At 42.9% G+C, this 14,237-nt stretch carries 11 protein-coding genes; 9 read left to right on the forward strand and 2 right to left on the reverse strand.

All coding sequences use genetic code 11. The features are described 5' to 3' along the window. Window positions 1-51: 51 nt before the first annotated feature. From J7W08_RS03740 to J7W08_RS03765, 6 genes are all read left to right on the forward strand, one after another. Window positions 52-1,257: a potassium channel family protein gene (locus J7W08_RS03740; RefSeq protein ID WP_233085308.1), complete on the forward strand. Its 1,206-nt coding sequence runs from the start codon at window positions 52-54 to the stop codon at window positions 1,255-1,257. Between the two features lie 440 nt (window positions 1,258-1,697). Further along, window positions 1,698-2,201, forward strand: coding sequence for a hypothetical protein (locus J7W08_RS03745; protein WP_233085309.1), 504 nt, complete (start codon window positions 1,698-1,700; stop codon window positions 2,199-2,201). Between the two features lie 191 nt (window positions 2,202-2,392). Next, window positions 2,393-3,142 carry a phosphocholine cytidylyltransferase family protein gene (locus J7W08_RS03750; RefSeq protein WP_233085310.1) on the forward strand — a complete coding sequence of 250 codons (750 nt, stop codon included), beginning with the start codon at window positions 2,393-2,395 and terminating at the stop codon, window positions 3,140-3,142. A 229-nt stretch (window positions 3,143-3,371) separates the two neighbouring features. Then, window positions 3,372-4,490: a pyridoxal phosphate-dependent aminotransferase gene (locus J7W08_RS03755; protein WP_233085311.1), complete on the forward strand. Its 1,119-nt coding sequence runs from the start codon at window positions 3,372-3,374 to the stop codon at window positions 4,488-4,490. Then, on the forward strand, window positions 4,490-5,140 hold the full coding sequence (locus J7W08_RS03760) for a CDP-alcohol phosphatidyltransferase family protein (RefSeq protein ID WP_233085312.1): 651 nt from the start codon (window positions 4,490-4,492) through the stop codon (window positions 5,138-5,140). Before J7W08_RS03755 ends, J7W08_RS03760 begins: the two co-directional genes overlap by 1 nt. 40 nt (window positions 5,141-5,180) lie before the next feature. Next, window positions 5,181-6,452: a carbamoyl-phosphate synthase large subunit family protein gene (locus tag J7W08_RS03765; protein ID WP_233085313.1), complete on the forward strand. Its 1,272-nt coding sequence runs from the start codon at window positions 5,181-5,183 to the stop codon at window positions 6,450-6,452. A 111-nt stretch (window positions 6,453-6,563) separates the two neighbouring features. Here the strand turns inward: J7W08_RS03765 and rpiA are convergent, their stop codons facing one another. Beyond that, window positions 6,564-7,259, reverse strand: a complete 696-nt coding sequence (gene rpiA, locus J7W08_RS03770) for a ribose 5-phosphate isomerase A (RefSeq protein ID WP_233085314.1) — start codon at window positions 7,257-7,259, stop codon at window positions 6,564-6,566. Between the two features lie 45 nt (window positions 7,260-7,304). After that, complete coding sequence (aspS, locus tag J7W08_RS03775; protein WP_233085315.1) at window positions 7,305-8,636, reverse strand: aspartate--tRNA(Asn) ligase; 1,332 nt, start codon at window positions 8,634-8,636, stop codon at window positions 7,305-7,307. A gap of 261 nt (window positions 8,637-8,897) precedes the next feature. Here aspS and J7W08_RS03780 point away from each other — a divergent pair, with 261 nt between their 5' ends. The 3 genes from J7W08_RS03780 to gyrA all read left to right on the forward strand — a co-directional run bounded on the left by J7W08_RS03780 (window position 8,898) and on the right by gyrA (window position 14,235). Continuing rightward, window positions 8,898-9,506 (forward strand): ASCH domain-containing protein, encoded by a 609-nt coding sequence (locus J7W08_RS03780; RefSeq protein WP_233085316.1) that lies wholly within the window; start codon window positions 8,898-8,900, stop codon window positions 9,504-9,506. Between the two features lie 317 nt (window positions 9,507-9,823). Further along, on the forward strand, window positions 9,824-11,728 hold the full coding sequence (gyrB, locus tag J7W08_RS03785) for a DNA topoisomerase (ATP-hydrolyzing) subunit B (protein WP_233085317.1): 1,905 nt from the start codon (window positions 9,824-9,826) through the stop codon (window positions 11,726-11,728). Between the two features lie 11 nt (window positions 11,729-11,739). After that, window positions 11,740-14,235, forward strand: a complete 2,496-nt coding sequence (gene gyrA / locus J7W08_RS03790; protein WP_259370114.1) for a DNA gyrase subunit A — start codon at window positions 11,740-11,742, stop codon at window positions 14,233-14,235. Window positions 14,236-14,237: the final 2 nt, after the last annotated feature.

The raw sequence follows: 14,237 nt of genomic DNA on the forward strand, positions 1-14,237 counted from the left end.
GATTATATATAAATAATTAAAAAATCATACCTAATAACTGGTATCAATAATATGAGTCACAAAGAAATCAAGTATATTCCGAGGAATCTAAAAGACCTTCTTATTGAGATGAAGGATACTTCGGAACTGATGGTAGATCTTGCTTATTCTGCAATGGTATATGATGACGAGGATATTTCTGAAGAAGTACTTCATCTTGAAGAACGGATGGACACTCTTCATTACCATATGAAAATGGCCGCAATGTTAAGCACACGCCGTATCGATGAAGCAGAAGATATGGTAGGTGTTCTTCAGGTGGCAGCATCCGCCGAGACCATTGCCAACGCAGCCGGTGATATCGCAAAGATCGTAGAGATGGATCTCGGTATCCCTCTTGAGCTTAAACTTGGTCTCAGGGAAGCCGAAGAGACAATTGTAAAGGCGACTGTCAATGAGAATTCCGATATGTGTGGACGTACCCTTGAAGACCTTGAACTTGAGGTCGAGACTGGTATGTGGGTAATCGCCATTCGAAGGAGCAATGACTGGATCTATGATCCGCATCACGACACCCGTGTCCGTCCAAACGATGTGATCTTCGCAAGAGGTCATGACGAAGGTGTGCCTCTGCTTGTTGAACTTGCAACCATGAAAAATTACATACCACGCAAGTTCGAACATGTGAGCGTTTTAAAGGATCTCGAAAAAGCAGTGGACCTTATAGTTGATATGAAGAACACCGCAGAACTGTCCGTAGGACTTGCATATTCAGCCCTGCTCTTTGATAACACCGACATCGCTGAAGAAGTAAAGGCCCTTGAGTCCGAGATGGATAAGAAGAAATCCGATCTTCAGCACTGGGTACTTGAGACCGCTAAACATGTTCCTGATGTGAATCACCTTCGTGGTCTGCTTCACCTTGCTAATGCATCCGAGTTCATCTCCGATGCTGCATACGGAATTGCAGACATTGTCCTTCGTGATATCGACCTTCACCCCATCATCACTATAGCAGTGCGTGAATCCGATGAGGTCATGATAAAGATGCAGGTTGACGGCTGTTCTCCGATAATAGGCAAAAGCCTCAGGGAGCTGAAGCTTGAGACCGAGACCGGTATTCATATAATGGCCATCAAGCGCCATGAACGCTGGGTCTACAGTCCTGTACCGCGAACAATGGTCAAGGAAGGGGATATTCTTATAGGACGTGGTTCACAGACAAGCGAGGAAGCATTACTCGAGATGTGTGCCTGTCCGGTAAGAGAGGATGACTGATTTTAGCTCTGTAGAATCCTCAACTAAACTAAATACATAACCTTGACATATCTGGCAAGGTTGTGTATCAATATTTAATTTCACTTTTTTTCTTAATTTCCGTACTTCCTTGCACAAAGATTCTCCCTATGGTTTCTTTTCAGAATTGCAATAACAATGTTATGTACATTTTATGTAAGGTTGCAATTATAGTAAGGAAATTTTGCAAACATCAGTCAAAAAATTTATAAAACATGGGCGATTTTATTATAATGTATGGGTTCAGCAAAGTCAAGCAGAAACAGCTAAACCCCACAACAAAAAGGTAAGATAATATTTGTCTTAATTTAGTCTAAAACTTTTGTGATTATACTTCTTCTGTATATGAAGTGAAGTGAGAATATAAAAAAAAGGATGGATTTCTACAGAGTCTGAGTTTTAGTAGTGGGGGTTTTTGCTAAATGGATAAAGCAGTTGTATATGGTCTACTTATACTTTTATTAGGAATTGCGATCGGATATAGCATCAATGACATGGCAACTGTCGAAGAGGTCCCTGAAGGTATACAAATACCGGTAATGTCAGTCGGCTTGGGATCCATTGATGGGAACAATACTGACAGTCATAGACTTAGTTTCAATGCCTTTTTGTATAATTCCGGGGATGAAGATGTATACGTAAATTCGGTAGAACCAATTTTCGGTGAGAACATCTCAAAAATGGTAGTGACCGAAAACAATACTATAGTTGTGGACAGAACTATAAACGGAAAATCTTCGGTAGAGATTAGTGGTCAGGTGGAATTGAATACCCCCGGTTTTTCAAAAGAAGAGACTATTGATGCAACTGAAATAAGCACCATAGGAGCTATCATAGGATACAATATAACATCAACAGAGACCATTTATTGGGCCCGTGAGCAGAAATTAAAAAGAACGTGGAAAACACATGCATTATCGGTCTGATGACCATTGCAGATCTTTCTTCCTCTTTTTTGCAAGATCAGTTCAGCAAGTTGAAATGACTTAATGATTTCAGCATCTCCATCTTTAAATTAATTTAGTAGCTGAGGCAGAATTGACCGATATTACTACCATCCTCCTTAAGTACTAACAACTCCTTTATATATGATGGAAAAAACACAATCGGATATACAATGAACCCAGACCACAGTAATCGTGGTAATGGAGCCATAACTACAGCATTATTATTGGCAGCCGGAAAGGGCAGCCGTCTTTATCCTCTGACACGCGACACACCGAAATGCCTCACAATGGTTCATGAGGCGTCTATTCTTGAACGACTTGTCATTAATTTGAAAAAGCAAGGCTTCAAACGTCTTGTTGTAGTCACAGGATACCAGGAAAAATGTATTCGTGATTTTTTAGAAACGCGGGCTTGTGGAATGGAGATCGACTTTATTATAAGCCCCCTTTACGCGACCACCAATAACATATATTCACTCTGGATGGCACGCAATATCATCAATGAGCCGTTTTTGCTTGTTGAAAGTGATCTTGTTTTTGATGGGTCTCTTCTGGATGAAATGTGCTCTCCTGACAGAATTGCCGTAGCACGCATGCAACCGTGGATGAATGGTTCCACTGTCACAGTCAATCGATCCCAAAATGTTAAGAAATTCCAAAATGGTATTGCTGGGACTTTTGATGAGGCCAGATACAAGACTGTTAATATCTACAGTTTTTCACTATCTTCATGGCAGCGTATTACAGAAAGACTTGACCAGTACATTTCAGCCGGCAAAGTAAATGACTATTATGAAACCGTATTTGCTGAAATGGTAGCTGATGGCAGTCTCGACCTTAAAACAGTCTCTTTTGACAGCAAGCGATGGTATGAGATCGATACAGTTGCAGACCTGGCAAAGGCTGAGACTCTATTTTAGGCGGATAAATACGAAACAATAATTCCTTACGACACAAATCCACATACTTCTGGAAGACCAAGGCCGTTTTTCCAGCAATCAAAATGTGGGGTGAAGGTGAGGATTCCTCGTTCACTTTCAGGTTTAAAACCATTGCCTAAGCCCAGCTCTTTCAACCTGAAACCACTTATTGAGGCTAACAAATTAAAAAATAAAGTATCACATCAAAAAAGTTCTATGGAGGGGATGCATGATGCAACAAAATTATGAGACTCAATCTGAAAAATATGAATTTATTTCCGGACAGCATGGTGGTTACTATCGCCATGACTTTATTGATCATGCTTATCTTTATAATCTGTATTTCCCGCCAGAAGAAGTTTTTACAAGTTTTAAAGATAAAATTCACGACCTTGTCCTTAACTACCCGATTGCACAGGATGCTCTTGACGATCTCATAGGTGATCTGATCGATCAGCCTGCTGAAAGGATCGTTGTAGGAAACGGTGCTGCCGAACTTATCAAGATCATATCCGGCCATATATCCAGCAAGTTGATCGTTCCAGTACCATCTTTTAATGAATATGTGAATGCAGCATCAGTAGGCAAAGTAGTTGAATTTCCTCTTGAATTTCCATCTTTTCAATTGGATGTAGACAAGTTTGCTGATGAAGCGATCAAGGTTAAAGCAGATGTTGCTGTCGTGGTAACACCTAATAACCCAACATCGATCCTGGTTCCAAAGTCTGATCTAATATCTCTTGCACAAAAACTTGCAGACCATGACTGTATGCTGATCATCGATGAATCATTCATAGATTTTGCACATGATCAGGATAAGGCAACTCTGGAACATGAACTCGAACGTTATCCGAACATAGCCATCATTAAAAGCATGAGCAAAGCCTATGGTATCTGTGGTATCAGGATTGGTTATCTGCTAACTGCAAATTTAGCATTTGCTGAATCTGTAAGAAAAGGTGTACATATATGGAACATTAACGGATTTGCCGAAGAGTTTCTGCGAATATTGCCTGATTACAGACAGGATTTTGTCGAAAGCTGTAAACAGGTACGGATCGACAGGTATAATCTGTACAAAAGCCTGTGTGCTATCCCGGGAATGACTGTTTATAAACCCGATGCGAACTTTATTTTCTGCCGCCTCCCTGATCATGCACAAAGTGGTCCTGAAGTCACACGGAAGTTGTTCATTGAGCATAATATGTACATAAAACACTGTAAGGACAAGACCCTACCTGATTCTGACCGTTATGTTCGTATCGCCAGCCGTACTGAAGCAGAAAATTGCAAATTAGTTGAAGCATTAGTAGATGTTATTGACTCCAACAAAGTGGAAGTATTCTGATGAACGATTCTGATCATCAGCAATCGCATCAGACAGGAATGCTTGCTTTCGCCCGGGACCTTCCAAACATCTGTTCTCTTGCAGGATTGTTATGTGCGGTCCTTAGCATATACTATGCCATATTAGGCAATTTACCTATCGCGATAATTGGAATGATCTGGGCTGTTGTTTTTGACTGGGGTGATGGTCTCATTGCTCGCAGGATGAAGGGACGAACTGATGAATATCGAGCTTTCGGGGGACAGCTTGACTCATTGATAGATATTGTAAGTTTTGGAATTTGCCCCGCTGTATTTCTCTTGAGCTATGGGGATTTCAGTCCATGGTTCTTGCCTGGAGCATTCGTGATCGTCGCTGTCAGTGCAATACGGCTGAGTTACTTCAATGTTTTCGGCCTGGTCGATGATTCGACATACATGGGATTGGCACTTGACAACAATGTCATTATTCTTGCTTTTCTCTTCCTGTTTGACAGTTTTTTTAGCCATCCGATCTTTTCAGTCGCTATATATTCATTGTTTATGTTTATGGCTGTCTTTAATTTAGCACCAATCCGAACGCCCAAGTTTTCTGGCAGGTGGTTTTCTGTTCTCCTGGTTTATGCCCTGGTGTTAACAGTCATCTATAGCTGGATGCTGTGGAGCAAGTAACAATAAAATGGGAACTATTTGTATAAAAAAGGAAGATTTAATGTATGAATATCAATCACTCAGAAAATGTATCTCAAACAATGACAATGAGCTAATAATTTACGGGGCAGATCGTTTTTCACAGTTCCCACGCCGTGATGCATCCGTTAATTCAAAATGTGACCGAGTGCTTCCGGTAGCACGTCCTGATGATGTGGTAGTTCTACGCGGAAAGCTGGACTCTGAGTATCATAAATGGCTGCGTTCTCATGGTCTGGGTTCGGATCATATTGTAGAATATAATGCTTATTCAGGAGAAATGTCGCTCTCAGAACTTATCGTTAATGATCCTGAACCAGTTAAAAAGATCATAAGGCAGTTCGGGAAAAAACCTGTATATGTGCCATGGTTTTCAGGTCGTATGGAAACTGAAGCTGCAAAAGTTCTTGGAGCTGATCTTTTTGGAGCAACTGAAACTGCAACACTAAAGTATAATGATAAGTCAGCTTTCAAGACCGTATGTCAAGAATTAGGGATAGCTGTTGTTGAAGGTACTTCATTTGAAATGCATCCTGAAGACAATGAAAATTGTACGGATATGGAAAACATCATTAACGAATATCTGTCAACCTGCGAAACTGTTATTATTCGCGGTACTTTGGGTGAAGCCGGCATGTCGTTATACAAAACGAAAGGCAATGGTATTTCTGAAATATATCACGAAATTGCAGTTAGCGGTGAACGATCTGTTATCATTGAACCTTTTCTGAATGTTTCTTCTTCTCCGAATGATCAGTGGGCGATCAGCAGAGATGAAAATATAAATTCACTTGGCATGCGAGATCAAATATGCGAAAGGGGGATGGTACACGTTGGCACTCTCAAAGAAGCAAATGCATCAGCAGATACTTTAAATTGCATTACAAAAACATCTGCAAAAATTGTAACTAATATGGCTGAATTCGGATATCGGGGTGTAGTCGGTATAGATTATATTGTATCGGATGATGGTATATTTCCTGTTGAAAATAATGCTCGTTTTAACGGTTCCTCTTATGTGAGCATGATCGTAGATAACATTGAAGAATTATTATCTCCCATTCCATTCTGGAAATTTATAAAGATCAGGACAGAAGCATGCTCATTTCTTGAGCTAACTGAACGTATTGAGCCAGTACTTTATGATGGCAAAAAATTAAATTCTGTATTTCCTTTTAGCTGCGATACATTGCCGTTATCCGGAGATTTTGCTGTTATACTCTTAGCCGGGAATATGGATGAGATCTTTAATATCGAAGAATCATTGAAAGAAATGGTGTTCAAAAGTTTTTAATCAATCTTATATGCCAATAAATTATTGATTAAAATCCAAAAATAAAAAAAGCACAATGCAGGTCCTGAATATATCTTAAAGGACCACGCATTGGAAATTGTAATACGACGATTATTTTATGATCTCAACAGCGCCGCCTTTCCTGCCAACATAGACCTCGTCGGTGTTCAGGAAAAGACCGTGCTCGACAACACCCACACAGGCAGACAGCCTCTGGTAAAGTTCTGCCGGGTCCTCAATGGTGCCAAATTCAACATCCATGATGACATTTCCGTTATCGGAGATGACAGGACCGTCCTTGCGGGATGCCATTCTTATTAGAGGGACACCTTCAAGTTCGATCATCTGCTTTTTCACAAGTTCTCTTGCATATGGAAGTACTTCCACAGGCACGAAGTGGTTAAGCTTTTCACTCATCTTGGAATCATCTGCGACCACAACAAAGCGTTTTGCTGAGTAGGCTACGACCTTCTCACGAGTGTGTGCTGCACCGCCGCCCTTGATGACATTCAGGTTAGCATCGACCTGGTCTGCACCATCGATAGCAAGATCGAGCACAGGGTGCTCAGCGAGGCTTGTAAGTGGCACACCTGCTTCAATAGCAAGCATTTCGGCCTGATAGGATGTAACAACTGCAAGAACATCCAGTCCTTCCTCTCTTACACGCCTTCCAACCTCTGCAATAGCAAAAGCTGTGGTGGAACCGGTTCCAAGACCGATGACCATGCCGTCCTTTACAAGATCAGCTGCTGCAATTCCTGCTGCCTGCTTCTCAGCACTTGATGCATTTGCATTTCTTTCTTTCATTTTAATTCCCCTTTTACCGGAAAATAAATGATGGGACTGCCACCCTTAAGGTGACAGTCGCTTCCTGTCCCTTGGGAACAGAACAGTATCGCGAATGTTCTCAACACCGAGCATTGTCATGACAAGACGCTCACAACCAACACCCCATCCGGAGTGTGGTGGCATACCGTACTTGAATGCACGCAGGTAGAAGTCAAACCCATCAGGGTTAAGTCCCTGGGATTCGATCCTTTCCTTAAGCATGTCATGCAGGTGTATACGCTGTGCACCGGAGGAAAGCTCCATTGTCCTGTGCATCATATCGAATGACTTGGATATCAATGGGTCGTTCTCGTAAGGCATAGCATAGAATGGCTTGATCTCGGTTGGCCAGTCAGTGATGAAGTAGTGTGATTCTCCGGTTTCCTTGAACACATACTCACCAATGGTGTGCTCTGCAACTGTACCAAGATCTCCACCCCATTCGATCATTTCCTCACCCTTGGCATTGACAATGTCAATAGCCTCGCTATAAGGGATCTTCATGAATGGTGTCTTTGGAACTTCGAGCTCAATACCAAGGTTCTCAAGGGAAGCTGCTTCGTTCTCGATGACCTGCCCATAGACGTAAGCGATCATGTTCTCGAGGATCTCCATGACCTCGAAGTGGTCTACGAAACTTGCCTCGATATCGATGGATGTAGCTTCATTAAGGTGTCTGCGGGTGTCGTGCTCCTCTGCCCTGAAGATAGGTCCGATCTCGAATACCCTGTCAAGTCCGCCGGACATAAGGATCTGCTTGAAAAGCTGTGGACTCTGGTTCAGGAATGCTTCCCTGTCAAAATATGTGATAGGGAAAAGGGATGTACCACCCTCGGTAGCTGTTGCAACGACCTTAGGGCTTGATGTCTCAATAAAACCTTCATCGGACAGGAAATTTCTCACTGAACGAAGGACCTCATGTCTTATCTTGAAGATAGCTGTGGTCCTTTCACGTCTCAGGTCAATGAACCTTGAATCAAGACGTGTGTCAAGTTCAGCATCTACCTTTCCAGTGGTGTCCATTGGAAGTGGTGATTCAGCTTCGTTAAGGACAACGATCTCTTCAGGGATGATCTCATAGCCGTTTGGAGCCTTGCCTTCAGGTTTTGCAGAACCGGTCACAGCCACGATGGACTCACGTACAAGTTTTCTTGCAGCATCGAAGATCTCCTTGTCGATCTTCTTCTTGACAAGTGTTACCTGTGCCTTTCCTTCACGGTCACGGACAACCAGGAAGCAGATTCCGCCAAGGTCTCTGACTTCATGTACCCATCCGCAGACAGTGACCTTTTCATCACCGATCTTTTCCGGATCGATCTGTGAGGTATAATGTGTTCTTGGGTTTTCTAATGACATATATTCACCTTACAAAGTTATCAAAATGATATGTATAGCGCTTTATGACGCTTTTGATAAGCCTGTTAGTATATAAGCTATTCTTGTACTCTAAATTGCATCCATGTAAATATAGCTAACTATTGGGAAATTAACAAAAAATAAATATAAAAAAGAGTAGTAGAGGGTAAAGTAATACAAATATTGCCACTAATAAGTGAACTCTGGCTTAAAGCTACAATTAAAAAAATGTAGCCTTTACAAAATGCATTCGGTGAAAAGATGGTTCAAAATTCAACAGCTTCCGGCTCAAATATCAAATTGGATGAAACATGGAATGTCGCTGTTATTCCAAAAGAACCAACTTATTTTGACCGTTTCTTACCTTCCACACACCAGCAGAGCACGCTTTTCGAATGTGGTATGGACATGGGGGATGAACATGCATTGCCATACCCAAAGATACATGTCCTTGCAATAAGGCAGCCATGGGCATCACTGGTAATACACGGGCTAAAAAATATAGACATACGTTCGAAGAATACCTCTATTCGGGGGACGATCGCTATCTATGCTAGCAGAGCACCTATTCGTAAGAAGGACCTGAAATGGGTGAATGAGAACTGTAATGTTCCTGCTGACCTGTTTGATGATCTGCCCACAGGAATGATAATCGGGACAGCAAACCTGGTCGAATGTATGGAATATGAATCGGATTTTCATTTCAAACTTGACCAAAGACGTCATATGAACCGGGAAGATAACTATTGTGAGAACATTAAAGGCTGGCTTTTAAGGTCTCCACGTGCAATAGAACCGGTCGATTATAAGTTCAACGGAGAGGTCGTCTGGAGTCTGGCAGATACTGAGATATTACAACAAACTGCTTAAGACTCTCTAAGGTAAGATGTGAGTTGTTAAGTTCAGATTATATCCTCTGATCTGATTTATTGTATTGGTATTGGTAATATTCCGATATATCCAATATATCTAATATTCCTACAAATTGGTTCCCAAATAAACCCAATTACCAATCATACATTTATATACATGTAATGCATAGTACGAGCAGATAATTTAGATGAAAAACAATATCTGGTAAATTGAAACTAAATTAATTCATACTGACTTTTTGTCTACAAATATCATTTACAGGATAAATGATTTTATTTAAGAGCTAAAAGCCACATCACATGGAGAAAATCGAGATGAGTGACAGGCAAGATTACGATGCAACACACATTCAGGTACTTGAAGGGTTGGAAGCAGTACGCAAACGACCCAGCATGTATATCGGAAGTGTAGACACCAGAGGACTTCATCACCTCGTGTACGAAATAGTTGACAACAGTATCGATGAAGCACTTGCAGGATATTGTGATTCAATAGATGTATCCATCAATTCTGATGGTTCTGTTACCGTTGTGGACAACGGTCGTGGAATACCTGTTGGCACCCATCCGAAATATAAGAAATCCGCTCTCGAGGTCGTACTTACGGTCCTGCACGCAGGAGGAAAGTTCGATAAGAGCAATTACAAGGTATCAGGTGGTCTCCATGGTGTTGGTGTATCAGTTGTCAATGCCCTTTCCGAATGGATGGAAGTTGAAGTAAAACGTGACGGAAAATTGTACTATCAGCGTTATGAGTATGGTGCACCGGTTGCTGATGTATCTGTTATCGGGGATGCAGAAGGTAGCGGAACAAAGAGTACTTTCATGCCTGATAGCAAGATATTTGAAACGCTCCATTTCGATTATAGCACTCTTATTACAAGGCTTAGGGAACTTGCATTCCTCAACAAAGGTATCCGTATCAGCATAACTGATGCAAGACCGGAGGAAATGGAACAGGATGTCTTTGAGTATGAAGGAGGTATCGTCTCTTTCGTCGAGCATCTTAACATGAGCAGGACGCCACTTCACAAGGACCCTATCTATTTCGAACGAGAAAAAGAAGGTACCATAGTCGAGATCTCCATGCAGTACACTGACAGCTATGGGGAATACGTCTACTCTTTTGCTAACAACATCAACACTCACGAAGGTGGAACTCACCTTGTCGGGTTCAAGACAGCACTTACACGTGTTGCTAATGATTACATCAAGAAGAATAATGTGGTAAAAGGTGATGAGAAGCTCTCAGGTGAGGATATTCGTGAAGGGCTTGCAGCCATTATCAGTGTGAAGCTCACAGAACCCCAGTTCGAGGGACAGACAAAGACCAAGCTTGGTAACAGCGAGCTTAAGGGAATAGTAGACTCCATGGTCTCAGAAGGACTTTCAGAGTACATGGAAGAGAACCCAAAGGTAGCAACTATCATCTTCCAGAAGGCACTGGATGCCAGGCGCGCAAGGGAAGCTGCCAAGAAAGCACGTGAACTTACCCGAAGGAAGAGCGCCCTTGAGGTCAGCACACTTCCTGGAAAGCTGGCAGATTGTTCTGAAAAGGACCCTACCGTAAGCGAAGTCTATCTTGTGGAAGGAGATTCTGCAGGCGGTTCAGCAAAACAGGGACGTGACCGTAAGTTCCAGGCGATCCTGCCATTTCGGGGTAAGATCATCAATGTTGAGAAAGCACGTCTTGCAAAAGTACTTAAGAACAACGAAGTGCTCTCCCTGATCACTGCAATGGGTACAGGTATCGGAGAGGACTATAATTTGGAAAAGGCACGTTACCACAAAGTCATCATAATGACTGATGCTGATGTCGATGGTGCACACATACGAACACTCATACTTACTTTCTTCTTCAGGTACATGACACCGCTTATCGATGCAGGTTATGTTTACATCGCCCAGCCTCCTCTTTATCGCATAAAGAAAGGAAAGGCTGAACATTATGTCTATTCTGACAGGGAAAAGGCAGCAAAGCTTGAAGAGATCGGTGAAAAAGGAACCAGCATCCAGAGATACAAGGGTCTTGGTGAAATGAATCCTGAACAGCTATGGGAAACCACAATGAATCCTGAGACAAGGACATTATTGCAGGTAAGCATGGAAGATGCAGTAGCTGCTGATGAGATATTCTCTATCCTGATGGGAGATGAGGTCGCACCGCGTAAAGCATTCATACAGAAGCATGCAAAAGAAGTTGTCAATCTGGATGTGTGAGGTGAGATAAGATGGCAGATAATATGAACAATGAGCCTACAGACGTACAGCCAGAAGATGAAGCACCTCTGGACATCCGGCCTACCGATACAGGTGAAAGGGTCGTGCCTGTGTTGATACAGGACGAAATGAAGAACTCGTATATCGATTATGCAATGAGCGTTATTGTGGGAAGGGCATTACCTGATGCACGTGACGGTCTCAAGCCGGTACACAGGCGTATCCTGTATTCCATGAAGGAAGCCGGGATCACATCTGATAAGGCCTACAAGAAGTCCGCCCGTGTAGTGGGAGACGTTCTTGGTAAATACCACCCCCATGGTGACACTGCAGTTTATGATTCCCTTGTGAGGATGGTACAGGAGTTCTCCCTGAGGTATCCACTTATTGATGGTCAGGGTAACTTCGGTTCAATTGATGGTGATTCAGCAGCAGCAATGCGATACACTGAGGTCCGCATGGACCGTATCTCCAATGAGATGCTCTCAGATATCGATAAAGAGACCGTAGATTACAAGCCGAACTACGATGGTTCTCTCAAGGAGCCTTCAGTGCTTCCTGCGAAGCTTCCAAATCTTCTTATTAACGGTTCTACCGGTATTGCAGTCGGAATGGCCACTAACATGGCACCTCACAACCTTGGTGAAGTGATCGATGCCACATTAAAACTTATTGATGAGCCGGAAACTACGATCCCGGAGCTTATGGAAATAGTCAAAGGACCGGATTTCCCAACAGGCGCTACAATTCTCGGTACACAGGGTATCAGGTCTGCATATGAGACAGGACGTGGCCCTATAAAGCTGCGTGCAGTGACCTCTATCGAGGAAATGAAACACGACAAGAACCGTATTGTCGTAACAGAGCTACCTTATCAGGTCAATAAGGCCAAACTCATCGAGAACATTGCCTCACTTGTGAGAGACAAAAGGATAGTCGGTATTTCCGATCTTCGTGATGAGTCTGACAGGGATGGTATTCGTGTTGCTATCGAACTTACAAGGAACACCAATCCAGAAGTTATCCTGAACCAGCTTTACAAGCACACACAGATGCAGACCACTTTTGGTATCATTAATCTTGCACTGGTGGATGGGATTCCAAGGGAACTTACTCTCAAGGAAATACTTCAGATCTACCTGGAGCACAGGATCGAAGTTATTCTCAAACGCTGCCAGTACGACCTGAGAAAAGCTGAGGAGAAGGCACACATACTTAAGGGACTGCTTATCGCACTTGACCATATTGATGAGGTCATTGCTCTTATCCGCGGTTCAAAGACCGTTGAGGAAGCCAGGGAAGGTCTGATGAACAAGTTCGGTCTGGATGAGGTCCAGGCAAAGGCTATTCTCGATATGCGCCTCCAGCGCCTGACAGGACTGGAAAGGCAGAAGATCGAGGACGAGCATGAGGAACTCATTAAGCTCATTGGTGACCTGAAGGAGATCATCGCCAGCGATGAGAGGAAATATACGATCATCAAGGAAGAGTTGCAGGAGATCCGTGACAAGTTCGCAGATAAACGCAGGACAATGATCACAGGTTCCCACGTTGACATCGAGGATGAGGATCTTATCCCCGAGGAAGATGTTGTTGTAACGATCACAAATAGCGGTTATATCAAGAGGATGCCAGTGGACACTTATACCCAGCAGCACAGGGGTGGTAAGGGTGTCATGGGTATGGAGACCAAGGAAGAGGATTTCGTTGAGGACATTTTCGTGTCTTCAACTCACAATTACCTGATGTTCTTCACGAACCGTGGAAAGGTACACTGGTTAAAGGTCTACAATGTTCCGCAGGGAAGCAGACAATCCAAAGGTAAGGCGATCGTTAACCTTCTTGAACTTGCAGAGAACGAATCCGTTACTGCAATGATACCTGTAAAGGAATTCGACGAGGACAAATACCTGTTCATGGCTACTAGGTCCGGTACTGTAAAGAAGACGCAGTTGTCTGATTTCAGCAATGTCAGAAAGGCAGGTATTATTGCTATAAACCTTGACGATGGTGATGATCTTGTCAATGTAGCACTTACCGACGGCTCAAAGGAAATAATGATGGTATCAAGGCATGGAAAGGCCATCAGGTTCTCTGAGGACGATGTACGTTCAATGGGACGAACTGCAAGAGGAGTACGCGGTATGAAGCTTGCAGGCGATGATGTTGTGGTAAGCCTTGACCTCGTTGATGCGGAAAGCAAGTTGCTGACAATAACCGAGAATGGATATGGAAAGCGTACTACCTTTGATGAATACCGTAGCATGAAACGTGGTGGACAGGGTGTCATTACCATAGTCACAAGCCTGCGTAATGGTCCGGTCATAAATGTGAAGGCTGTGCATGATGACGATGAGGTCATGGTCACCAGCTCTGAAGGCATTATCATCAGGATACCTGTGAAAGACATACGTGCACAGGGCAGGAACACACAGGGTGTTAAAATAATGAATGTGAAACCTGGCGACAAGGTTGTGGGTGTTGCAAGAATTAAGAAAGAGGAATGACA

This window comes from Methanococcoides orientis, assembly GCF_021184045.1.
In the GTDB taxonomy this organism is placed as follows: Archaea; Halobacteriota; Methanosarcinia; order Methanosarcinales; family Methanosarcinaceae; genus Methanococcoides; species Methanococcoides orientis.

What these genes read in the sequence shown, in the direction of transcription:
- J7W08_RS03740 (WP_233085308.1), top strand. Translation starts at nt 52, where the DNA reads ATGAGTCACAAAGAAATCAAGTATATTCCGAGGAATCTAAAAGACCTT.
- J7W08_RS03745 (WP_233085309.1), top strand. Translation starts at nt 1,698, where the DNA reads ATGGATAAAGCAGTTGTATATGGTCTACTTATACTTTTATTAGGAATT.
- J7W08_RS03750 (WP_233085310.1), top strand. Translation starts at nt 2,393, where the DNA reads ATGAACCCAGACCACAGTAATCGTGGTAATGGAGCCATAACTACAGCA.
- J7W08_RS03755 (WP_233085311.1), top strand. Translation starts at nt 3,372, where the DNA reads ATGATGCAACAAAATTATGAGACTCAATCTGAAAAATATGAATTTATT.
- J7W08_RS03760 (WP_233085312.1), top strand. Translation starts at nt 4,490, where the DNA reads ATGAACGATTCTGATCATCAGCAATCGCATCAGACAGGAATGCTTGCT.
- J7W08_RS03765 (WP_233085313.1), top strand. Translation starts at nt 5,181, where the DNA reads ATGTATGAATATCAATCACTCAGAAAATGTATCTCAAACAATGACAAT.
- rpiA (WP_233085314.1), bottom strand. Translation starts at nt 7,259, where the DNA reads ATGAAAGAAAGAAATGCAAATGCATCAAGTGCTGAGAAGCAGGCAGCA.
- aspS (WP_233085315.1), bottom strand. Translation starts at nt 8,636, where the DNA reads ATGTCATTAGAAAACCCAAGAACACATTATACCTCACAGATCGATCCG.
- J7W08_RS03780 (WP_233085316.1), top strand. Translation starts at nt 8,898, where the DNA reads ATGGTTCAAAATTCAACAGCTTCCGGCTCAAATATCAAATTGGATGAA.
- gyrB (WP_233085317.1), top strand. Translation starts at nt 9,824, where the DNA reads ATGAGTGACAGGCAAGATTACGATGCAACACACATTCAGGTACTTGAA.
- gyrA (WP_259370114.1), top strand. Translation starts at nt 11,740, where the DNA reads ATGGCAGATAATATGAACAATGAGCCTACAGACGTACAGCCAGAAGAT.